Below are 21343 nucleotides of genomic sequence, written 5' to 3'. Positions count from 1 at the left end.
CGGGCCGGCATCACCTGGAGGTCTGTGCCGCCGCTGCCGGCAACCTGCCAACCACGGCCATCGATTGCAAGAACCCTCTGGAAGCCCCATGTGACCGCGGTGCGAGATCGCGATCCCGGGCGGGCGCCGGACCCGTATCCTGGGACGGCCGCGAAGGGGACCTCCGCCAAGCCGGCAGTTGACCCGCTGGATGGGGCGGGCCAAGACTTCGCCCCAACATGATTTCGCGCCAGCGAAATATTCGGCAGGAGATCTCCGTTTTGACCGTGAGCAAGCAACAGGTTGTCGAGGCGCTCGCCAAGGTGCCGACCCCGCGCGGCGTGCCGCTGCCGCAGGCCGGCGTGTTGTCCGAGATCGCCGTCACAGACGGCAAGGTGTTCTTCTCGATCAGTGTCGACGCCGCCGAGGCGCGCGCCTGGGAAGACGTGCGCGCGCGTGCGGAGGCGGCGGTGAAGGCCATTCCCGGCCTCGTTTCGGTGATGGTGGCGCTGACCGCCGAGCGCAAGCCCGGCGCCGCGCCGGCGCCGCGGCCTGCCGGCGGGGTGCAGCCGGTCTCGGCCCATCGGCCGCACAGCCAGAGCCACGGCCACGGCGCGCCCGCCCAGTCGCCGATGTCCAAGCAGGCGGATATTCCCGGCGTCGCCGCCATCATCGCCGTCGCGTCCGGCAAGGGCGGCGTCGGCAAGTCGACCACCGCACTCAACATCGCGCTCGGCCTGCGCGACCAGGGCCTGCGCGTCGGGCTGCTCGACGCCGACATCTACGGCCCGTCGATCCCGCGCCTGACCGGGCTGCGCGACAAGCCGCAGCTCGACGCCAGCAAGAAGATGATTCCGCTGTCGCGGTTCGGCCTCGCCATCATGTCGATCGGCTTCCTGGTCGAGGAGGAGACCGCGATGATCTGGCGTGGCCCGATGGTGATGTCGGCGATCACCCAGATGCTGCGCGACGTCGCCTGGGGCACGCTCGACGTGCTCGTCGTCGACATGCCGCCGGGCACCGGCGACGCCCAGCTGACGCTGGCGCAGGCCGTGCCGCTGAAGGGCGCGATCATCGTCTCGACGCCGCAGGACCTCGCGCTGATCGACGCGCGGCGGGGCATCGCCATGTTCCGCAAGGTCAATGTGCCGGTACTCGGCATCGTCGAGAACATGAGCTACTTCCAGTGTCCGGAATGCGGCACGCGTTCGGACATTTTCGGCCATGGCGGCGCCCGCCACGAGGCCGAGCGGGTCGGCGTGCCCTTCCTCGGCGAGGTGCCCCTGCACATGGCGATTCGCAGCACCTCCGATGCCGGCACCCCGGTGGTGGAAAGCGAGCCGCAGGGCGTCCATGCCGGCATCTACCGGGCGATCGGCGCCAAGGTCAGGGACGAGCTCAAGCCCTACATTTCGGCGGCCTGAGACCGCCGAATCGCCGTACTGCAGCGCGTCATCCGCGCGCTGCGCCTTGCGTTCGCGCGGCGGGAGGCGGTGGCTTCGACTTTGGTTGAAGCCTGCTTCATTTCGCTTTATGTCGCGTTTTCCGTACCAGCCCTGTGTGTTACAGAGCCTCATTCGTTTTCAAGAAACGTCCCATGGAGGAGATGCTTATGAAGCGTCGTGATTTCCTGAAGGTTTCGGCCGCCGGCGCTGCCGCGACCGCCGTGGCTTCGCCGGCGATTGCGCAGTCGATGCCCGAAGTGAAGTGGCGCCTGGCGTCCAGCTTCCCGAAATCGCTCGACACGATCTACGGCGGCGGCGAGTACCTCGCCAAGCAGGTCGCCGAAATGACCGACAACAAGTTTCAGATCCAGGTGTTCGCAGCGGGCGAACTCGTCCCCGGCCTGCAGGCGCTCGACGCCACCTCGAACGGCACGGTCGAGATGAGCCACACCGTGTCCTACTACTATGTCGGCAAGGATCCGACCTTCGCGGTGTTCGCCTCGGTGCCGTTCGGCCTCAACGCCCGCCAGCAGAACTCCTGGCTGTATCAGGGCGGCGGCAACGAGCTCGCCAACGAGTTTTTCAAGAAGTACAACGTCGTCGGCATTCCCTGCGGCAACACCGGCACCCAGATGGGCGGCTGGTTCCGCAAGGAGATCAAGACCGTCGCCGACCTCCAGGGCCTGAAATTCCGCATCGGCGGCATTGCCGGCCAGGTGCTTCAGAAGCTCGGCGTCGTGCCGCAGCAGCTCGCCGGCGGCGACATCTATCCGTCGCTCGAAAAGGGCACCATCGACGCTGCCGAGTGGGTCGGTCCGTATGACGACGAGAAGCTCGGCTTCCAGAAGGTCGCGCAGTACTACTACTATCCCGGCTTCTGGGAGGGCGGCCCGACCGTGCACGCCTTCGCCAACCAGGACAAGTACAACGCGCTGCCGAAGCACTACCAGTCGATCCTGCTGAACGCCGCCGCCAATACCAATTCCTGGATGGCCGCGCGTTACGACATGCAGAACCCGGCCGCGCTGAAGAAGCTGGTCGCCGGCGGCGTGCAGCTGCGTCCGTTCAGCAACGAAGTGCTCGAGGCCTGCCTCAAGGCCACCAACGAGCTGTGGGCGGAAATCTCGGCCAAGAACGCCGACTTCAAGAAGGCGATCGAGGCGATGCAGGCGTATCGCTCCGACGAATACCTGTGGTGGCAGGTCGCCGAATACACCTTCGACAGCTTCATGATCCGCTCGCGCACGCGCGGCTGATCGGACACCATCGCGACGAAAAGCCCGGCCGCAAGGCCGGGCTTCTTGCATTGCGGGGCATCAATTTTCGCTGCCGATCAGGTCCGGGCAGGGGCCTCAGCCGCCGGTCACGCTCATGTGGCGGCTGACGCTCGGCCGGTTGTGGCGGCGGTCGATGATGAAATCGTGGCCCTTCGGTTTCAGTCCGATGGCGCGGTCGATCGCGGCGTTCAGCAGCGCGTCGTCCGGTGATGCGCGCAGTGGCCGGCGCAGGTCCGAGGCATCCTCGTGGCCGAGACAGGTGTGCAGCGTGCCCGTGCAGGTGATGCGCACGCGGTTGCAGGCTTCGCAGAAATTGTGGGTCATCGGGGTGATGAAGCCAAGCTTGCCGCCGGTTTCCGCCACACGCACATAGCGCGCCGGACCACCGGAGCTCTCGTCGAGGTCCGTGAGGGTGAACTGTTCGGCGAGGCGGCTGCGCAGCACCGACAGCGGCGCGTACTGGTCGATGCGGCCGGCGCCGATGTCGCCCATCGGCATCACCTCGATCAGCGTCAGGTCCATGTCCTTGCCGTGCGCCCAGCGCATCAGGGACGGAATCTCGTCCTCGTTGAGTCCCTTCAGCGCCACCGCGTTGATCTTGACATGCAGGCCCGCCTCGCGCGCCGCTTCGATGCCGGCGAGCACCTTGTCGAGTTCGCCCCAGCGGGTGATGGCGCGGAATTTGTCGGCGTCGAGGGTGTCGAGCGAGACATTGATGCGGCGAACGCCGCACGCGGCGAGTTCGCCGGCATGGCGCGCCAGCTGCGAGCCGTTGGTGGTCAGCGTCAGCTCGTCGAGACCGCCGCTGCGCAGGTGGCGCGACAGCGAACGCACCAGCGACATCACGTTGCGGCGGACCAGCGGCTCGCCGCCGGTGAGGCGCAGCTTGCGCACGCCCTTGGCGACGAAGGCCGAGCAGAGGCGGTCGAGTTCTTCGAGCGTCAGGAGGTCGGCCTTCGGCAGGAAGGTCATGTCCTCGGACATGCAATAAAAGCAGCGCAGGTCACAGCGATCCGTCACCGACACGCGCAGGTAGCTGATCGTCCGGCCGAACGGATCGGTCATGGTTCCGGGAGGCAGGAAAGATCCGTTCATCCGGCAAGCCTGTGAGACTGTGACAACACCTAAAAGTCAGCCCCCGTCCGGGGGCTGACCGTCACAATGTAGGCACGGCCGGGTCGGCGCACAATCGGTTCGTGTGCGCCGGTCGGCAACTTAGCGGCTGGGCGGCGGGAAGGCGCCATCGGCCGGAGCGGCCGCGGGAGCCGCCGCGGCGGGCTTCGGCTTGGCGACACGCTTGCGGTGGTGCACCGGCTTGCGCGGCGGCGGGGCCGCGGGCTGCAGTTCGGCGAACACCGGGTTCGGATCCGTGATAGCGGTCGAGCCGCTGCCGAAGTCGCCCCCTTGCTGAATGACCGACACCGACACGCTCTGCGGCTGGTACTTGTCCAGCGTGTAGCTGACCGTGAACGGTTCCGTGCCCTGCACCGACACGGCGCACGGCGTCTTGCAGCCCGGACCGAGCGAGGTCTTGGCGTCGGCGCCGGGCGGCACCGATTCCAGCCGAACCGTCACGCTCGGCGGCGTCGGCTTGAGAAAGTCCATGGTTGGCATCGAAGTGCCACAGCCGGCAAGCCAAAGGCTTGCACCGGCGATAATAACTACGCGACGCATGATCCACCGTCTCTTGTTGCGGCAAGCCGCCACAGTCCCCGCGCGGACCATAAGAGGGTCAACTGGGGCTTGCAATGTGCGGTTCACCGGAGGTTGCGAAAAGGTTAATGATGGTATTTTAACACCGCCACGGATCTGGCAGTATTTCCGTTCGTTTCAGCCTGCCCGGAGGGCGCCGATCGTCGCGGGCAGGTCGCGGAAGTCCGAGATGACCCGGTCCGGCTTCAACTCGGCGATGGGCACGTCGGTGTAGCCGAAGGTCACGCCGATCACCGGAACCCCGGCGCGCCGCGCCACGCCGATGTCCGGCCCGGCATCGCCGACCATGATGGCGCCGGCCATGCTGCCGCCGGCGCGGGCCACGGTCTGCCGCAGGATCGCCGGGTCCGGCTTGCTGACGCCGAACGTATCGGCGCCGCAGATCGCGGCGAAGCGCGGGCTCAGTCCGAGGTGGTCGAGCAGGCGGCGCGACAGCCATTCCAGCTTGTTGGTGCAGACCGCGAAGCGAAAGCCGCGCACGGCGAGGTCGTCGAGCGCATCGTGAAGGCCTGCGAACGGCCGCGACTGTTCGGCGATGTGATCGGCGTAATAGGCGATGAAATCAGCGGTCAGGCGATCGAGGTCGCTCGTGGTCAGCGGCCGGTCCTCGGCCTCGAATCCGCGCTGGATCAGCTTGCGCGCGCCGGCGCCGATCATCGGGCGGGCGGAGGCCATCGGCAACGCCGGCAGGCCTTCGCGGTCGAGCACGAAGTTCAGCGCGCTGATGAGATCTGGCGCGGTGTCGACCAGCGTGCCGTCAAGGTCGAAAACGACGAGGGGAGAATCGGTCATGCCGGATCGCTAGCCTTCGGCGGGGCGCCACGCAAGCTGCGGCGCGGCATGGGCGGGTCGCGCTGTCGGGCCGCACGCCGGGCATGAGGCGAATTTGGAAGGAAAATCAGTGAGGCGGATCGTCGGCCTGGGTCGTGGAGATTGCTGCTGAGGCCTGTTCCTCGCGCCAAATCGAGGCTAGATATGCCCCCTCGGGACCGTCGGCCGACGTGGGTCCGGCAGGCCCTTTGAAGGATTTTCCATGAGCATGGACGCGTTGAAACGACAGGCGGCGGCCCGTGCGCTCGAGCATGTGCGCGATGGCATGCGGCTTGGCCTCGGCACCGGGTCCACTGCCAAGCATTTCGTCGAGCTGCTCGGCGAGCGGGTGCGCGACGGGCTGCGGGTGATCGGCGTGCCGACGTCGGAGGCAACACGCGCCGACGCGGAGCGTTGCGGCGTGCCGCTCGCAACCCTCGACGAGCTCGATCGCCTCGATCTCACCGTCGATGGCGCCGACGAGGTCGACCCGCAGCTCAACTTGATCAAGGGCGGCGGCGGCGCGCTGCTGCGCGAGAAGATCGTGGCGGCGGCGTCCGACCGCATGATCGTGATCGCTGACGATTCCAAGTGGGTTGAGCGGCTCGGTCGCTTCCCGCTGCCGATCGAGGTCGTTCCCTTCGGGCTTGCCGCGACGCGTCGGGCCATCTCCGATGTGTTCGCCGCCCGCGGCGTCGCCGGTGCGCTCGAGGTCCGCAAGGGCAGGGACGGTCATGCTTTTGTCACCGATGGCGGCCACTGGATTGTCGACGCTCATCTCGGCGCCATCCCGGATGCCGCGGCGCTGGCGACGTCGCTGGTCGCGATCCCCGGGGTGGTGGAGCATGGTCTGTTCATCGGCCTTGCGACCACGACGGTGCTGGCCGGTACGGCAGGAATTCGAACGGTTGAGCGGCCTTGAGCCGCAGCGAAGGAGAAACGGAATGACGAAGTTTGCGAAAACCCTGCTGGCCGTCGGCTTCGGCCTGGCTCTCAGCACCCTGAGCGCCACCGCTCAGGCGCCGAAGGCTGCGGCCAACAACCCGCCGCCGCCGCCCGCGAGCGCAATCGCCGCGGCGAGTGAGCTGCTGGCGCTCAAGAAGGCGAGCACGGTGTACCAGAACATCGTCCCGACGGTGATCCAGCGCACCAAGGACGCGATCCTGCAGAACAACCTGAACTACCAGAAGGATCTCGACGACGTCGCGCTCAAGCTCGCCGGCGAGCTCGCCAGCCGCAAGGACGACATCGGCAAGGCGATGGCGGAGATCTACGCCACCAACTTCACCGAGCAGGAGCTGCGCGACCTCATCGCGTTCTACAAGTCGCCGCTCGGCCAGAAATTCCTCGACCAGGAGCCGAAGTCGATCACCGGCAGTCTCGCCTACATGAACGACTGGGCTGCTGCGTTTTCGAACGAAGTCGCTGCCAAGTTCCGCGCCGAGATGCGCGCCCGCGGCAAAGAGATCTGATCGCGGAGCCGGCCGATGGCTGATTTCGATCTCGACCTGTTCGTCATCGGCGGCGGATCGGGCGGCGTGCGCGCTGCCCGCATCGCCGCCGGCTACGGTGCGAAGGTCATGGTCGCCGAGGAGTATCGCCTCGGCGGCACCTGCGTGATCCGCGGATGCGTGCCCAAGAAGCTCCTGGTGTACGCCTCCCATGTCCATCACGAGATCGAGGACGCAGCCGGTTACGGCTGGACGATCCCGTCGGCGACCTTCGACTGGCCGACGCTGATCGCCAACAAGGACAAGGAGATTGCGCGGCTCGAAGCGGCCTATACCAGCAATCTCGACAAGTCGGGCGCGCGCATCGCCAGGGCGCGCGCCGTGTTCGAGGACCCGCATACGCTGCGGCTGTCGACCGGCGAGACCGTGCGCGCCAGGCACATCCTGATCGCGACGGGCGCGGCGCCGAGCCACGGCGATCCGATCCCCGGCATCGAGCATGTGATCTCGTCCAACGAGGTGTTTCATCTGCCGACGCTGCCGCGCCGCATCCTGATCCAGGGCGGCGGCTATATCGCGCTGGAGTTCGCCTGCATCTTCGCCGGCCTCGGCAGCGAGGTCACGGTGGTCTATCGCGGCGACAACATTCTGCGCGGGTTCGACGACGACGTGCGCAAGCACGTGCGCACGGAAATGGAAAAGGCCGGCATTCGGATCCTGACCGGCTGCACGGTGAGCCGCGTCGATCGCGAGGGCGAAGCCCAAGGAACGTCCTATGCCTCGACGCTGTCGGACGGCACGCGCGTCGCGTCCGACCAGGTGATGTTCGCGATCGGCCGCCATCCCAACGTCGCGGGCCTCGGTCTCGAAGCGGCGGGCGTCGCGCTCAATCCGAAGAACGGCGGCATTGCCGTCGACGGCTATTCGCAGACGTCCATGCCGCACATCTATGCGGTCGGCGACGTCACCCACCGCGTCAACCTCACGCCGGTGGCGATCCGCGAGGGACACGCCTTCGCCGATACCGTGTTCGGCAAGCGTCCGGTCCGGGTCGATCATGCGGACATTCCGACCGCCGTATTCACCCAGCCCGAGGTCGGCACGGTCGGGCTCACCGAAGCCGAGGCGCGGGCGAAGCACTCCCATGTCGATATCTACAAGGCCGATTTCCGCCCGATGAAGGCGACGTTGTCGGGCCGCGATACCCGCGTGCTGATGAAGCTGGTGGTCGACGGGCTCAGCGACCGCGTGCTCGGCTGCCATATTGTCGGTCCCGATGCCGGCGAGATGATCCAGCTGGTCGGCGTCGCGGTGAAGCTGAAAGCGACCAAGGCCGATTTCGACGCGACCATCGCCGTGCATCCGACCGCGGCGGAAGAGCTCGTGACCATGCGCACGCCGTTCGCCCGCCACGTCCGGCAGGCGGCCGAATAGCGCGTCGTTCAGCTCGCCAGCAGCCAGTCGACGGCCGGCGTCCACAGCCTGTCGCGGTGTTCGTCGCGGAAGAAGCCGAAATGGCCGATCGCCTTGGCGCCGACGTCGGCCGGCGCGATCGCGACCACCTCGGGCCGCGTCGCGGTGAACCCGGCGCACAGCAGGTCGACTGCCGGACGCGGCGCCCAGGGATCGTCGCCGATGCACAGCGCCATCAGCGGGTGCCGATAGTTGGCATAGTTGGCGAGCGATGTGAGCGAGGGGTCGTCGAAGTAGTAGCGCTCGCTCATCAGCCACTTGCGCCATTGCAGGAACACGTCCCGCGGCATGTCCTCGCCGAGGCCGATGCGGCCGGGCACATAGCCCATCACGCGTGCGATCGGCCGGCCGGCGAAATTGATCAGCACGAACACCCGGTAGCTTTCCGGGGCTGGAAACAGCTTCCAGAACGGCGCCTGGGCCGAAACCAGCAGCGCCCGGGCGATCTGGTCGTTGTTGGGCAGCAGTCCCAGCGCCTGGCCGCCGAACGAATGGCCGATATAGCCCAGCGGCAGGGTGTTGTAGCGCCCGCGCATCCAGGCCACGGCGGCGGTGGCATCCTTCTCCGCCCAGTCCGCCATGGTGGCACTGAAGCCGGCCAGTGATTTCGGCCGCGAACCGCCGATGCCGCGATAGTCGTAGGTCATCACCACGCAGCCGCGCGCGGCGATGTAGCCGGCGAGGTTCCGGTAGAACCGGCGCGGCACCGCCGCCGCCGAATTGATCAGCACCGCGTGGTGCCGGGGCGCACGCGGCATATACAATGTCGCTGCCAGCGAAAACCCGTCCTGGGCCGGCAGCGTGATGTCGTCGATGAAGACGTTGTCAAGGACAGCCTCGGCCACCATCTCAACCCCCATCGTCCCCGCCGTCAGCTAAGGGCAAATTGCCGGCCCCTGCAAGGCATTGACATCCCAAGCCGAATTGCAACTGGCGGTTCGTGGCGACGCTGTGTATAACCGCCGCCACGCCATCCCCGGCGGGGCGGGCGGTTCTCAGGAGCAGATCGGAGCAGATCAATGTCCGAGCGGTGGACACCCGACAGCTGGCGCAACAAGCCGGTCGTGCAGGTTCCGGAATATCCGGATGCGAAAGCCTTGGCCGACGTCGAGGCGCAGCTGGCCACGTTTCCGCCGCTGGTCTTTGCGGGTGAGGCGCGCAACCTGAAGAAGGCGCTGGGACGTGTCGCGGCCGGAGAAGCCTTCCTGCTCCAGGGCGGCGATTGCGCCGAGAGTTTCGCCGAACACGGCGCCAACAACATCCGCGACTTCTTCCGCGTCTTCCTGCAGATGGCGGTGGTGCTGACCTACGCCGGCTCGCTGCCCGTGGTGAAGGTCGGCCGCATCGCCGGCCAGTTCGCGAAGCCGCGCTCGTCGCCGGTCGAGAAGGCGAACGGCATCGAACTGCCGAGCTATCGCGGCGACATCGTCAACGATATCGCCTTCACCGCCGAGGCGCGCACGCCGGATCCGCAGCGCCAGATGATGGCGTACCGCCAGTCGGCCGCGACGCTCAACCTGCTGCGCGCGTTCGCCAGCGGCGGCTTCGCCAATCTCGCCAGCGTCAACCAGTGGATGCTCGGATTCCTCAAGGATTCGCCGCAGTCGCGCCGCTACACCGAGCTCGCCGATCGCATCACCGACGCGTTGAACTTCATGCGCGCCTGCGGCCTGGAATTCGACAGCCATCCGGAGCTGCGTACCACGGACTTCTACACCAGCCATGAGGCACTGCTGCTCGGCTACGAGCAGGCGCTGACCCGCGTCGATTCCACGACCGGCGACTGGTACGCCACCTCCGGCCATATGATCTGGATCGGCGACCGTACGCGGCAGCTCGACCATGCCCATGTCGAGTACTTCCGCGGCATCAACAACCCGATCGGCCTCAAGTGCGGTCCGTCTCTCAAGCCGGACGAACTGATCAAGCTGATCGATGTCCTCAACCCGCAGGACGAGCCCGGTCGCCTGACGCTGATCGCCCGGTTCGGCTCCGACAAGGTCGGCGACCATCTGCCGGCGCTGATCCGCGCGGTACAGCGCGAGGGGCGCAAGGTGGTGTGGTCGTGCGATCCGATGCATGGCAACACCATCACCGCGACCAGCGGCTACAAGACCCGGCCGTTCGACCGCATCCTGTCCGAGGTGCGCTCGTTCTTTGCGATCCATGCGGCGGAAGGCACGCATGCCGGTGGTGTGCACCTGGAGATGACCGGCAAGGACGTCACCGAATGCATCGGCGGTGCCCGGGCGCTGACCGACGAGGATCTCAACGACCGCTACCACACGGTGTGCGATCCGCGTCTCAACGCCGAGCAGTCGATCGACATGGCCTTCCTGATCGCCGAGCTGCTGAAGCAGGAGCGGGCGGGCAAGATCAAGCCGCTGCCCGCCGCGTCGGGCATGTGAGGCCGGAGCTCTGACTTGCTGCGGTTCTGGCGTGCCAGCATCAACACGTGGAACGGGTTGACTTTCGCAACCCGTTCCGAACAGGCGATCCGGGAAGAACTGGTTGCGCTGGTCATCGCGCTGCCGCTCGCCTTCCTTGTCGGCACGACGGCGGTGCGCCGTGTCGAATTGATCGCCGTGGTACTTCTTCTTCTCACCGTCGAATTGCTGAACACGGCGATCGAGAAGCTCGCCGACCGCCTGACCACGGATCACGATCCGCAGATCGGGCGGGTCAAGGACATGGGCTCGGCCGCCGTCGGCGTTGCCCTGGTGATCGCCGGTCTCGTCTGGCTGGTGGCGATCGCCGAACGCCTCGGTGTGCTGTAACGCGCGTCGCGCATGTCCGGCACGTCAGGATCGGATGAGGCATGACCACCGTGAATTCGTTCGTCGTCGCGCTCGCCCAGCTCAACCCCGTCGTCGGCGACATTGCCGGCAATGCCGCGCGGGCGCGGCAGGCGCGGGCGCGCGCCGCGGCGGATGGCGCCGATCTCGTCGTGTTCTCCGAACTGTTCATCGCCGGCTATCCGCCGGAAGACCTCGTTCTCAAGCCGGCTTTCCAGGCCGCCTGCCGCGCGGCAATCGAGGCGCTGGCCCGCGAGACCGCCGACGGCGGTCCGGCGATGCTGATCGGCACGCCCTGGGTCGACGATGGCAAGCTCTACAACGCCTGTGCGCTGCTCGACGGCGGGCGTATCGCCGCCCTGCGCTTCAAGGCCAACCTGCCGAACTATGGCGTGTTCGACGAGAAGCGGGTGTTCGCCCGCGGTCCCGCCTCGGGTCCGGTGACGGTGCGCGGCGTGCGGATCGGGGTGCCGATCTGCGAAGACACCTGGATGGAGGAGAGCGCCGACTACGAGAACGTGGTCGAGTGTCTGGCCGAGACCGGCGCCGAGATCCTGATCGTGCCGAACGGCTCGCCCTATGCCCGCGGCAAGGCCGATATGCGCCTGTCGATGGCGGTGGCGCGGGTGACCGAGAGCGACCTGCCGCTGGTCTATCTCAACCAGGTCGGCGGTCAGGACGAACTGGTGTTCGACGGCGGCTCGTTCGTGCTGCATGCCGACCGCACGCTCGCGGCGCAGCTGCCGGCATTCGCCGAGAGTTTGGTCACGCTGCGCTGGACGCGTTCGGGCGATACGTGGCGCTGTGCCGGGCCGGTGGCGCCACCGCTCGGCGATGATGAGGCCGATTATGCCGCCTGCGTGCTCGGCTTGCGCGACTACGTCGACAAGAACGGCTTTCCCGGCATCCTGCTCGGCGTTTCCGGCGGCATCGACTCGGCGCTGTGCGCGGCAATCGCGGTCGACGCTCTTGGCGCGGATCGCGTGCGCGGCGTCATGCTGCCGTACCGCTTCACCGCTGCGGTCTCGCGTGACGATGCCGCGGCGCTCGCGGCTGCGCTCGGCTTTCACTGCGACGTGCTGCCGATCGCTGCGGCCGTGGAAGGGTTCGAGCAGGTGCTCGCCGTCCCGTTCGCGGGGCTGGCCCGCGACGTCACCGAGGAAAATCTGCAGGCGCGCACCCGCGGCGTGGTGCTGATGGCGCTGTCCAACAAGACCGGCGCGATGCTGGTGACCACCGGCAACAAGTCGGAGATGTCGGTGGGCTACGCAACGCTCTATGGCGACATGAACGGCGGTTTCAACCCGATCAAGGATCTCTACAAGACGCAGGTCTTTCGCCTGTCGCAGTTGCGCAATCGCTGGACGCCCGAGGGCGCGCGCGGACCCGCCGGGGTGGTGATCCCGGAGCGCATCATCACCCGGCCGCCGACGGCGGAGCTGCGCGAGGATCAGCGCGATCAGGACACGCTGCCGCCCTACGACGTGCTGGATGGCATCCTGGAGCGGCTGATTGAGCGTGAGGAGCCGCTGGCGGCAATCATCACCGCCGGCTTCGATCGCGACACGGTGGTGCGGGTGGAGCGGCTTTTGAATGTCGCCGAGTACAAGCGCCGTCAGGCGGCGCCGGGCGTGAAAGTCACTGCACGGAATTTTGGCCGCGGCCGCCGCTATCCGATTACCAACCGCTTCAGCGACACCGCTGCGCCCCTGCCGGCGCCGGACGACAGTCTCGTCACGCGCGCGAGCCGCGGCTCGGTCACCTACGACGAATAGCGGATAGCCGCCCGCGCCAGCAAGGTGTCAGCGCGCGGGGATGAAGGTCGGGCCGACCGACCGGATCGTCTTGTTGCCGTTGGCATCGGTGGTGGTCGCCGGCGCCGCCGGGCTGGCATTGGCGGGCGTCGGCGCCGTGGCGGCGGCGGCCGGAGCGGGGGCGCCCTTCTTCTGGCCTTGAGCCGACTTCGGCGCCAGCGGCTGCGACATCTTCTTGGCGCGGTCCTCGGTGACGATGATGTCGCCCTGCTGTTCGGCGGCCGCCTTGTCGTCGATGTTCTTCAGCGCATCCGCCCAGCTCTGGCCGGCGGCCTTGCAGCTGCACGTCGCGTCGAATTCCCGGCGGTAGCGGAACGCGTTCGGCGACGACGAATAGGGCTGGCCGTTGATCGACACCGCCTGGTTCATGTCCTCGCCGGGATTGCGGTAGGTGTAGAGGGTGGCGTCGGTCGCCGGGCACAGGCTCTTGCAGGTGCGCTCGTCGTCGGCGAAGCGGCCCGGTACGGTGGCGAACGAGATCGGGAAGTAGAAGCCGTCGCAGCTGCGCACGCAAACGGTGCGATAGGTGCCCGAGGGCGCGGCGGCGTCCGGCGAGGGGGGCGCGATGGTGCCGTCCGGATTATTGTTGTTGCCGCCGCCGAAGATGTTGTCGAAGAAGCCGCCGGGCTGAGCGGCGCGGGCGGCCGCGGCATATTGCGGGCCGCAGTTGTTCTGGGCCAGCGCCAGCAGCACGGAACGGCGCTGCATGTCGCGCTCGGAGCCGCCACCACCGCCACGCAGCTGCTGCAGGCTGCCGGTGATCTGGTCGAGGTTGGCGCGCATCTGCTGGATCTGGTTGTTCACCGGCCCGCACTGCGACGCCTGGCCATTGAACAGCGAGAAGAAGCCGGTGCTGTCGCAGCCCATGCGCTTGGCCTGGGTGGTGACGCGGTCGAGCTCGGCCTGCTGGCGGTTCTGGGCCTCTTCGTAGCGGCGAATCTGGTCGAGCTTGGCCGGATCGGCGCCGCCGCGGTCGATCATCGCGAGCTGGCCCTCGAGCCGCTGGCACATCGGGTTCGCGGCCGGCGGCGCGCCGGGCGGAGGATAGCCCTGGGCGAGCGCGCCCGGGCCGATGGCCGTGGCGCTCAGCAGCGCGGCGCAGACGAGAAGCCGGCGATACGTGGAAAGGATCGGCAAATCAGACAGTTCCGGTTGATGTGGCGATCAGGGCGTTTGCGAGCCACCGGCGACTCGTGCCGCTGCGGATCGTGCCGGCCGAGACCGCACCAGAAACATGGATTTTGAGTGACCTTCACGGCCCGGCCGCACGCCGCTGGCGGCCGCCGGATCTTGCATGAAACTGCTGCAGGGCACCCGCCGGCCGCACCGGCCGACCGGCATCCCATAGCCGCTTCTCGGGGCAACGTCACGTCGTTTCCGCGGCGCCGGTGTGGCGCGGGGCAGACCTGCCGGATCAGCGCTGGCAGGTGATGGCGACGTAGTCGCGGCAGCCGCCGTGGCCGCAGCTGCCGCCGGACGACACCGGCACCGCGCCGGTCACGTCGCTGGCGTCGATTCGGTGGTAGGTGGTCGCTTTGGCGAACTCGCGGGACTGGCAGTAGGACTGGGCAGCGTAGGAGCCGCAGGGCTCGCCATTGGCCAGGCACTGGTCGACGCCGTAGCCGTCGGCCTGGTTGGCGATGACGAACGTGCGCGTGTCGGCATGGGCGAGCGTCGCGGTCAGGAGCAGGAGGCAGGACAGCGCAGAACGGATCAGCATCACGGCACCGGAGCTGGAGAGAACGTGCAAGAGCTATAAACGGGCTGTGTTAAAAATGATTAACCAAGGCGAAACGGTGGCGCCCCGGGGGCATGACGGCGAGCGGGCGCGGTTCGCGGCCGACCGTGGCTTTGGGGCCGCAGCGAGGGGGCAAAAAAGCGGCTCCGGGTGGTTGTGTTCCCTTGACGCGAGCGCCCCCGCTGCCGCATGGTGCCGCTCCATGAACGGCCTTTTCTCCATTTTCGGCATTTGCCGCGAGATTACGAGCTAGCGATTCGCTGGCTGAGGCCGTCTTTTCTCACATGAGATCGACAAGACGCCCGGCCAGCCGGATCGATGACGGCTGCAAACGTGTGGGCGGGACCTATGGAGCTGAAGCTCTACGATACCCTGAGCAAGGACAAGCGCGTGTTCGCGCCGCTCGATCCGGACAATGTCCGGATGTATGTCTGCGGACCGACGGTCTATGACTTCGCCCACATCGGCAACGCGCGGCCGGTGATCGTGTTTGACGTGCTGTTCCGCCTGCTGCGCCACATCCACGGCGCTAATCACGTCACCTATGTGCGGAACATCACCGACGTCGACGACAAGATCAACGTCCGCGCCGCGCGCGACTATCCGGGATTGCCGCTGAACGAGGCGATCCGCAGGGTCACGGAGCAGACCGAGCGCCAGTTCCATGAGGACGTCGACTCACTCGGGTGCTTGCGTCCGACCGTCGAGCCGCGGGCGACCGAACACATCGCCGAGATGGCCGTGATCATCGAGAAGCTGATCGCGGGCGGCCACGCCTATGTCGCCGAGGATCATGTGCTGTTCGCCGTCGCGACCATGCCGAGCTATGGCGAGCTCGCCAAACGCACCCTCGACGAGATGATGGCCGGTGCGCGCGTCGATGTCGCGTCCTACAAGCGCGACGAGATGGATTTCGTGCTGTGGAAGCCGTCCAAGCCCGGCGAGCCGTCGTGGCCGTCGCCTGGCGGCATCGCGGCGCCGGGGCGGCCGGGCTGGCACATCGAGTGCTCGGCGATGGCCTGGAAGCATCTCGGCGAGCAGTTCGACATCCATGGCGGCGGCATCGACCTCGTGTTTCCGCATCACGAGAACGAGCGCGCGCAGTCGTGCTGCGCGTTCCACCACGACCGCATGGCCAATGTCTGGATGCACAATGGCTTCCTGCAGGTCGAAGGCGAGAAGATGTCGAAGTCACTCGGCAACTTCATCACCATCCATGAACTTTTGCGGACCGAAAAATTCGGCGGTGCCTCCTGGGCGGGAGATGTCCTGCGCCTTGCGATGCTGAGGACGCACTATCGATCGCCCATCGACTGGACGGTCAAGGCGCTGGATGAAAGCCATAAAGCTTTGTGGGACTGGAACAGCGACATTGGCGATATCCCGGCATCCGCGACCGTGCCGGCTCACATCGTCGAGGCGCTGTGCGATGATCTCAACGTATCGAAAGCGATCACGGCCATGCACGCGCTCAGAAAGGAAAAGAAGCTCGGCGATCTCCGCGCCGCGATGAATTTCCTTGGCTTTGGCGACGGCAGGGATGTGCTCGCCCGCCGGTCGGTCGGAACCCGAAGCGAATTTATCAACATGGACGTGCTGCCGTCGGTCGCGGGGGGACGGCGTCAGCATGAACGTCTCACCGACGCCGAAATCGGTGAATTGGTGGAAGCCCGAACCGCGGCGCGCGGCCGCAAGGATTTCAGGGAATCCGATCGTATTCGCGACGAGCTCGCGGCGGTGGGGGTGGTGCTGAAGGACGGCAAGGACGCCGACGGCAAGCCGGTGACGACCTGGGAGATCGCGCGATGACCAAGCCCGATACGCCTTTTCCGAAGCACTGGCGCTACTACATCGTCCTGAAATGGGCGGTGATCGCGGTCGCCGCCGTTCTCGCCCTCAAGCTGCTGGGAGCTTTCTGAGATGGGGCAGAGCGTGCCAGCGATCGGGCTGCGGCCCTATCTTCCGGCTGATGCCGCCATCGTCGCGGCGATCTTCGTCGAGAGTATCGAGGGGCTGACCGGCGACGACTATTCCGAGGAGCAGCAGCAGGCCTGGATGGCGGCGGCCGACGACGAGGCCGCTTTCGGCGCACGGCTCGGCCAGCAGCTCACGCTGGTGGCGACGCTGCAATCCTCGCCGGTGGGGTTCGCCTCGCTCAAGGGGGCCGACCACATCGACATGGTCTATGTCCATCCCGGCGCCGCCGGGCAGGGCGTCGCCTCGGCGCTGTGCGAGGCGCTCGAGAAGCTCGCCGCGGCGCGCGGCGCGACCAAGCTCACGGTCGACGCCAGCGACACTGCGCATGATTTCTTTCGCAAGCGTGGCTATGTCGATCAGCAGCGCAGCACCCTTTCGGTGGGCGACGAATGGCTCACCAACACCCGCATGCAGAAGACGCTGGCGGAAACGCCGCCAAGAGGCCCGACCCAATGACACGCGAGCGTCTTTATCTCTTCGATACCACGCTGCGTGACGGCGCCCAGACCAACGGCGTCGACTTCACGGTGCAGGACAAGCGCCAGATCGCCCGCATGCTCGACGATCTCGGCGTCGACTATGTCGAAGGCGGCTATCCCGGCGCGAACCCGACCGATACCGATTTCTTCAGCGCCGATCCCGGTCTTGGCCGCGCCACCTTCACTGCCTTCGGCATGACGCGGAGGCCAGGCCGTTCGGTGTCCAACGATCCGGGCATCGCCACGCTGCTCGACGCCCACGCCGGGGCGATCTGCTTTGTTGCCAAGGCGTCCGACTATCAGGTGCGCGTCGCGCTCGGTACCACCAACGAGGAGAACCTCGCCTCGATCCGCGACAGCGTCGCTGCGGCAAAGGCGAAGGGCCGCGAGGTGCTGGTCGACTGCGAGCATTTCTTCGATGGCTTCAAGTCCAGCTCCAGCTATGCCATCGCCTGTGCGAAAGCGGCCTTCGAGGCCGGCGCGCGCTGGGTGGTGCTGTGCGACACCAATGGCGGCACCATGCCTCACGAGGTCGCGGCCATCGTCGGCGAGGTGGTCAGGCATGTGCCCGGCGATCACATCGGCATCCATGCCCACAACGACACCGAGCAGGCGGTCGCCAACTCGCTGGCGGCGGTGCGCGCCGGCGCGCGCCAGATCCAGGGGACGCTCAATGGTCTCGGCGAGCGCTGCGGCAACGCCAATCTGTGCTCGCTGATCCCGACGCTGAAGCTCAAGAAGGAGTTCGCGGACGCCTTCGACATCAATGTGTCGATGGACAAGCTGGCGTCGCTGGTTCAGGTGTCGCGCACGCTCGACAACATCCTCAACCGTCCGTCCGACCGCCACGCGCCGTATGTCGGCGAGAGCGCCTTCGTCACCAAGGCGGGCATCCATGCTTCGGCGATCCTCAAGGAGCCGGAGACCTACGAGCATGTCGCCCCCGAGCTCGTCGGCAATCATCGCAAGGTGCTGGTGTCCGACCAGGCCGGGCGCTCCAACGTGCTCGCCGAACTCGATCGCTCTGGCATTGTGTTCGACCGCAACGATCCCAGGCTCGGCCGCCTCGTCGACGAGATGAAGGAGCGCGAGGCCGCGGGCTATTCCTATGAGACCGCCAATGCGTCGTTCGAGCTGCTGGCACGGCGCACGCTCGGCCGCGTGCCCGACTACTTCCGCGTCGAGCAGTTCGACGTCAACGTCGAGCAGCGCTACAACGCCAACGGCCAGCGGGTGACGGTCGCGCTCGCGGTGGTCAAGGTCAATGTCGCCGGCGAGATGCTGATCTCGGCGGCGGAGGGCAATGGCCCGGTCAACGCGCTCGACGTCGCGCTGCGCAAGGATCTCGGCAAGTACCAGAAGTATATCGAGGGGCTGAAGCTGATCGACTACCGCGTCCGTATCCTCAATGGCGGCACGGAGGCGGTGACGCGGGTGCTGATCGAGAGCGAGGACGAGAACGGCGAGCGCTGGACCACGGTCGGGGTCTCGCCCAACATCATCGACGCCTCGTTCGAGGCGCTGATGGATTCGGTGGTGCACAAGCTGGTGAAGTCGGGCGCGCCGGCCTGAGGCCGTGGCGCGCCGCGCTCACATCCGTTCGGTGACGCCGGTCTCGACCGCAGGCACGCCCTCGCGGGCCTGCTGAAGCTTCGGCAGGATGTCCTCGACCTTGCTGGCGGTCAGGAGGCGCACGGACAGGCCGGGGCGGATGAACTGCGTCGATCGCATGTGATCGATCAGGCCGAGCAGGGGATCCCAGAAGCCGTCGATGTTGGCCATCAGCACCGGCTTGTTGTGCTGGCCGAGCTGCGCCCAGGTCAGTTGTTCCACCAGTTCCTCGAGCGTGCCGATGCCGCCGGGGAACGCCACGAAGGCGTCCGAGCGATCGAACATCATCTGCTTGCGCTCGTGCATGTTGCGGGTGACGATCATCTCCTGGACGCGCTTGAGCGCGTTTTCCTTGGCCGTCAGGAACTCGGGGATGATGCCGGTGACATGGCCGCCATGGTCGAGCACCGCGCTGGCCACCTGGCCCATCAGGCCGACGGCACCGCCGCCATAGACCAGTCCGATGCCATTCTCAGCCAGCGTGCGTCCGAAGGCGGTCGCCGAAGCCATGAAGTTGGGGTTGGTGCCCGGGCCTGAGCCGCAATAGACGCAGACCGTTCGAATCCGAGAGGAAAGGGTGTCCATACAAGGCGATGTGGCACCCGATGGTGACATCGTCAAGACTGCGGCGGAGGGTGGGTCGGGAACCGAATTTGCCGTGGTCTGCGGGCGCGGCGGAAAAGATTTCCCCATCAAGGGTATGCGAGGCAGGTAAATGCCCTATATGAGGGGTCTATCGCCCCGAGTTCCCACGATGATGCGCGGCCGCGCCCGGCCGCCTGCCAGGCCCGCCTGATGACCGATTCCACCCGCTCGCACCCGCCGTCGGCTCCTGCCGCGACCTCCCATGTCGCCGTCGACCGCGGCTCGCTGTTTGGCACGCTGGTGCGGCTATGGCCCTACATCTGGCCCGGCGACCGCGCCGACCTGAAGATGCGCGCGGTCTGGGCCATGGTGCTGCTGCTGATCGCCAAGGTGGCGACGCTGGCGGTGCCGTTCACGTTCAAGTGGGCGATCGATGCGCTGAGCGGCGAGAATACCTCGCCGCTGCCGTCGGCCGACTGGATGACCTGGCTGATCGCCTCGCCATTGATCCTGACCGCGAGCTACGGGCTGATGCGGGTGGTGATGGCGGTGCTGACCCAGTGGCGCGACGGCATCTTCGCGCAGGTCGCGATGCACGCGGTGCGGCGGCTCGCCTACATGACCTTCGTGCACATGCACGAGCTGTCGCTGCGCTTCCATCTCGAGCGCAAGACCGGCGGCCTGACGCGCGTGCTGGAGCGCGGCCGCACCGGCATCGAGACCATCGTGCGCATGGTGATCCTGCAACTGGTGCCGACCATCATCGAGGTCGGGCTGCTGGTCGGCGTGCTGCTGTGGAAGTTCGACTGGCGCTACGTGATGGCGACGCTCGCGACCGTCGCGGTCTACATGTACTTCACCTACATCGCCACCGAATGGCGGATCGAGATCCGCCGGCGGATGAACGATTCCGACACCCAGGCCAACACCAAGGCGATCGACTCGCTGCTCAACTACGAGACGGTGAAGTATTTCGGCGCCGAACTCCGCGAGGCCGAGCGCTACGACCGCTCGATGCAGCGCTACGAGCGCGCCAGCGTCGACACCTATACGTCGCTCGCCTGGCTCAACACCGGGCAGGCCATCATCTTCACCTGCGGTCTCACCGCCACCATGGCGATGTGCGCGATCGGCGTTCGCCAGGGCCACAACACGGTCGGCGATTTCGTCATGATCAACGCCATGATGATCCAGCTGTACCAGCCGCTGAATTTCATGGGCATGGTCTATCGCGAGATCAAGCAGGCGGTGATCGACATCGAGAAGATGTTCGACGTGCTGGCGCGGCATCCGGAGGTCAAGGACGTCGCCGGGGCGAAGCCGCTCGCGATCACGCGCGGCACGGTGCGCTTCGAGGACGTGCAGTTCGCCTACGATCCGGCGCGGCCGATCCTCAAGGGGCTGTCCTTCGAGGTGCCGGCTGGCAAGACGGTGGCGATCGTCGGGCCGTCGGGCGCGGGCAAGTCGACGATCTCGCGCCTCCTGTTCCGCCTTTACGACGTCAGCGGCGGTCGCATTCTGATCGACGGCCAGGACATCCGCAACGTGACGCAGAGTTCACTGCGCGCCGCCATCGGCATGGTCCCGCAGGACACCGTGCTGTTCAACGACACCATCCGCTACAACATCCGCTATGGGCGCTGGGGCGCGTCCGACGGCGAGGTCGAGGAGGCGGCGGCGCTCGCCCAGATCGACGGTTTCATCCGGATGTCGCCGAAGGGCTACGAGACCGAGGTCGGCGAGCGCGGGCTGAAACTGTCCGGCGGCGAGAAGCAGCGTGTGGCAATCGCCCGTACCATCCTCAAGGCGCCGCCGATCCTGGTGCTGGACGAGGCGACCTCGGCGCTCGACAGCCACACCGAGAAAGAGATCCAGGATTCGCTCGATCGCGTGTCGCGCGACCGAACGTCGCTGGTGATCGCGCACCGCCTGTCCACCATTGTCGGCGCCGACGAGATCATCGTGCTGGAGCACGGCGAGATCGCCGAGCGCGGCCGCCACGCGCAACTTTTGGCCGCAAACGGGCTTTACGCCAGCATGTGGAACAGGCAACGTGAGGCGGAAGAGGCGCGGGAGAAGCTGGCGCAGACCGGCGAGATCGATTCGCCGGAGGACGCCGCTCCGCACCTCGGCGACACGCTGGCGACGCCTGACGCCGCCGAGTAGCCGCCGTTCACGTCATTTCCGCTCAGCCAG

The 21343-nt window shown here is 66.8% G+C and carries 19 protein-coding genes; 12 read left to right on the top strand and 7 right to left on the bottom strand.

Features of this window, described 5'->3' with window-relative positions; genetic code table 11:
* Positions 1 to 260 precede the first annotated feature (260 nt).
* Positions 261 to 1403 (top strand): Mrp/NBP35 family ATP-binding protein, encoded by a 1143-nt coding sequence (locus JQ639_RS03805; protein WP_211969330.1) that lies wholly within the window; start codon positions 261 to 263, stop codon positions 1401 to 1403.
* Between the two features lie 188 nt (positions 1404 to 1591).
* Positions 1592 to 2680, top strand: a complete 1089-nt coding sequence (locus JQ639_RS03800; RefSeq protein WP_211969331.1) for a TRAP transporter substrate-binding protein — start codon at positions 1592 to 1594, stop codon at positions 2678 to 2680.
* 96 nt (positions 2681 to 2776) lie between these two features.
* Here JQ639_RS03800 and moaA read toward each other — a convergent pair whose 3' ends face one another.
* The 3 genes from moaA to JQ639_RS03785 all read right to left on the bottom strand — a co-directional run bounded on the left by moaA (position 2777) and on the right by JQ639_RS03785 (position 5206).
* A complete protein-coding gene (gene moaA, locus JQ639_RS03795) occupies positions 2777 to 3796 on the bottom strand; it encodes a GTP 3',8-cyclase MoaA (RefSeq protein ID WP_249123522.1) in 1020 nt (339 codons plus the stop codon).
* Between the two features lie 120 nt (positions 3797 to 3916).
* The gene (locus JQ639_RS03790; RefSeq protein WP_349644740.1) at positions 3917 to 4306 is read right to left on the bottom strand and encodes a hypothetical protein; all 390 of its coding nucleotides are present in this window, start codon (positions 4304 to 4306) and stop codon (positions 3917 to 3919) included.
* A 225-nt stretch (positions 4307 to 4531) separates the two neighbouring features.
* On the bottom strand, positions 4532 to 5206 hold the full coding sequence (locus tag JQ639_RS03785) for an HAD-IA family hydrolase (RefSeq protein WP_211969333.1): 675 nt from the start codon (positions 5204 to 5206) through the stop codon (positions 4532 to 4534).
* A gap of 241 nt (positions 5207 to 5447) precedes the next feature.
* Here JQ639_RS03785 and rpiA point away from each other — a divergent pair, with 241 nt between their 5' ends.
* The 3 genes from rpiA to gor are packed head-to-tail and all read left to right on the top strand — an operon-like array spanning position 5448 to position 8109.
* On the top strand, positions 5448 to 6146 hold the full coding sequence (rpiA, locus tag JQ639_RS03780) for a ribose-5-phosphate isomerase RpiA (RefSeq protein WP_211969334.1): 699 nt from the start codon (positions 5448 to 5450) through the stop codon (positions 6144 to 6146).
* A 22-nt stretch (positions 6147 to 6168) separates the two neighbouring features.
* On the top strand, positions 6169 to 6696 hold the full coding sequence (locus tag JQ639_RS03775; protein WP_211969335.1) for a DUF2059 domain-containing protein: 528 nt from the start codon (positions 6169 to 6171) through the stop codon (positions 6694 to 6696).
* A gap of 15 nt (positions 6697 to 6711) precedes the next feature.
* A complete protein-coding gene (gene gor / locus JQ639_RS03770) occupies positions 6712 to 8109 on the top strand; it encodes a glutathione-disulfide reductase (RefSeq protein WP_211969336.1) in 1398 nt (465 codons plus the stop codon).
* 8 nt (positions 8110 to 8117) lie between these two features.
* Here the strand turns inward: gor and JQ639_RS03765 are convergent, their stop codons facing one another.
* Positions 8118 to 8993, bottom strand: coding sequence for an alpha/beta hydrolase family protein (locus JQ639_RS03765; RefSeq protein WP_371745174.1), 876 nt, complete (start codon positions 8991 to 8993; stop codon positions 8118 to 8120).
* Positions 8994 to 9167: 174 nt separating this feature from the next.
* Here JQ639_RS03765 and JQ639_RS03760 point away from each other — a divergent pair, with 174 nt between their 5' ends.
* Genes JQ639_RS03760 through JQ639_RS03750 form a run of 3 tightly spaced genes read left to right on the top strand, consistent with a single transcriptional unit; the run spans position 9168 to position 12718 of the window.
* Positions 9168 to 10556 (top strand): class II 3-deoxy-7-phosphoheptulonate synthase, encoded by a 1389-nt coding sequence (locus JQ639_RS03760; protein ID WP_211969338.1) that lies wholly within the window; start codon positions 9168 to 9170, stop codon positions 10554 to 10556.
* A gap of 15 nt (positions 10557 to 10571) precedes the next feature.
* Positions 10572 to 10925 carry a diacylglycerol kinase gene (locus JQ639_RS03755; protein ID WP_211969339.1) on the top strand — a complete coding sequence of 118 codons (354 nt, stop codon included), beginning with the start codon at positions 10572 to 10574 and terminating at the stop codon, positions 10923 to 10925.
* Positions 10926 to 10966: 41 nt separating this feature from the next.
* The gene (locus tag JQ639_RS03750) at positions 10967 to 12718 is read left to right on the top strand and encodes an NAD+ synthase (RefSeq protein WP_211969340.1); all 1752 of its coding nucleotides are present in this window, start codon (positions 10967 to 10969) and stop codon (positions 12716 to 12718) included.
* Positions 12719 to 12745: 27 nt separating this feature from the next.
* On the opposite strand, the gene JQ639_RS03745 is transcribed toward JQ639_RS03750, so the two are convergent.
* Both JQ639_RS03745 and JQ639_RS03740 read right to left on the bottom strand, forming a co-directional pair.
* On the bottom strand, positions 12746 to 13903 hold the full coding sequence (locus JQ639_RS03745) for a DUF2865 domain-containing protein (protein ID WP_211969527.1): 1158 nt from the start codon (positions 13901 to 13903) through the stop codon (positions 12746 to 12748).
* Between the two features lie 268 nt (positions 13904 to 14171).
* Positions 14172 to 14477 (bottom strand): hypothetical protein, encoded by a 306-nt coding sequence (locus JQ639_RS03740; protein WP_211969341.1) that lies wholly within the window; start codon positions 14475 to 14477, stop codon positions 14172 to 14174.
* Between the two features lie 366 nt (positions 14478 to 14843).
* On the opposite strand from JQ639_RS03740, the gene cysS reads away from it, so the two are divergent.
* From cysS to cimA, 3 genes are all read left to right on the top strand, one after another.
* The gene (gene cysS / locus JQ639_RS03735) at positions 14844 to 16304 is read left to right on the top strand and encodes a cysteine--tRNA ligase (protein WP_211969528.1); all 1461 of its coding nucleotides are present in this window, start codon (positions 14844 to 14846) and stop codon (positions 16302 to 16304) included.
* A gap of 111 nt (positions 16305 to 16415) precedes the next feature.
* Entirely contained in the window at positions 16416 to 16928 is a 513-nt protein-coding gene (locus JQ639_RS03730) for a GNAT family N-acetyltransferase (RefSeq protein ID WP_211969342.1), read from the top strand.
* A complete protein-coding gene (gene cimA, locus JQ639_RS03725; RefSeq protein WP_211969343.1) occupies positions 16925 to 18523 on the top strand; it encodes a citramalate synthase in 1599 nt (532 codons plus the stop codon). The genes JQ639_RS03730 and cimA overlap by 4 nt, the downstream gene beginning before the upstream one ends.
* An 18-nt stretch (positions 18524 to 18541) precedes the next feature.
* Here cimA and JQ639_RS03720 read toward each other — a convergent pair whose 3' ends face one another.
* On the bottom strand, positions 18542 to 19147 hold the full coding sequence (locus JQ639_RS03720) for an LOG family protein (RefSeq protein ID WP_211969344.1): 606 nt from the start codon (positions 19145 to 19147) through the stop codon (positions 18542 to 18544).
* Positions 19148 to 19357: 210 nt separating this feature from the next.
* Between JQ639_RS03720 and JQ639_RS03715 the strand changes: the two genes are divergently transcribed.
* Positions 19358 to 21313, top strand: a complete 1956-nt coding sequence (locus tag JQ639_RS03715) for an ABCB family ABC transporter ATP-binding protein/permease (protein ID WP_211969345.1) — start codon at positions 19358 to 19360, stop codon at positions 21311 to 21313.
* Positions 21314 to 21343 lie beyond the last annotated feature (30 nt).

The sequence above is a fragment of the Bradyrhizobium sp. U87765 SZCCT0048 genome, from assembly GCF_018131225.1.
GTDB lineage: Bacteria > Pseudomonadota > Alphaproteobacteria > Rhizobiales > Xanthobacteraceae > Bradyrhizobium_A.
The sequence above is the reverse complement of the archived record's forward strand: the minus strand, read 5'-3'. Positions and strand labels throughout refer to the sequence as shown.

Bases quoted from the DNA above. Each gene is read 5' to 3' on its own strand.
- JQ639_RS03800 (WP_211969331.1), top strand. From the start codon at position 1,592: ATGAAGCGTCGTGATTTCCTGAAGGTTTCGGCCGCCGGCGCTGCCGCG.
- moaA (WP_249123522.1), bottom strand. From the start codon at position 3,796: ATGAACGGATCTTTCCTGCCTCCCGGAACCATGACCGATCCGTTCGGC.
- JQ639_RS03790 (WP_349644740.1), bottom strand. From the start codon at position 4,306: ATGGACTTTCTCAAGCCGACGCCGCCGAGCGTGACGGTTCGGCTGGAA.
- JQ639_RS03785 (WP_211969333.1), bottom strand. From the start codon at position 5,206: ATGACCGATTCTCCCCTCGTCGTTTTCGACCTTGACGGCACGCTGGTC.
- rpiA (WP_211969334.1), top strand. From the start codon at position 5,448: ATGAGCATGGACGCGTTGAAACGACAGGCGGCGGCCCGTGCGCTCGAG.
- JQ639_RS03775 (WP_211969335.1), top strand. From the start codon at position 6,169: ATGACGAAGTTTGCGAAAACCCTGCTGGCCGTCGGCTTCGGCCTGGCT.
- gor (WP_211969336.1), top strand. From the start codon at position 6,712: ATGGCTGATTTCGATCTCGACCTGTTCGTCATCGGCGGCGGATCGGGC.
- JQ639_RS03760 (WP_211969338.1), top strand. From the start codon at position 9,168: ATGTCCGAGCGGTGGACACCCGACAGCTGGCGCAACAAGCCGGTCGTG.
- JQ639_RS03750 (WP_211969340.1), top strand. From the start codon at position 10,967: ATGACCACCGTGAATTCGTTCGTCGTCGCGCTCGCCCAGCTCAACCCC.
- JQ639_RS03740 (WP_211969341.1), bottom strand. From the start codon at position 14,477: ATGCTGATCCGTTCTGCGCTGTCCTGCCTCCTGCTCCTGACCGCGACG.
- cysS (WP_211969528.1), top strand. From the start codon at position 14,844: ATGGAGCTGAAGCTCTACGATACCCTGAGCAAGGACAAGCGCGTGTTC.
- JQ639_RS03730 (WP_211969342.1), top strand. From the start codon at position 16,416: ATGGGGCAGAGCGTGCCAGCGATCGGGCTGCGGCCCTATCTTCCGGCT.
- cimA (WP_211969343.1), top strand. From the start codon at position 16,925: ATGACACGCGAGCGTCTTTATCTCTTCGATACCACGCTGCGTGACGGC.
- JQ639_RS03720 (WP_211969344.1), bottom strand. From the start codon at position 19,147: ATGGACACCCTTTCCTCTCGGATTCGAACGGTCTGCGTCTATTGCGGC.
- JQ639_RS03715 (WP_211969345.1), top strand. From the start codon at position 19,358: ATGACCGATTCCACCCGCTCGCACCCGCCGTCGGCTCCTGCCGCGACC.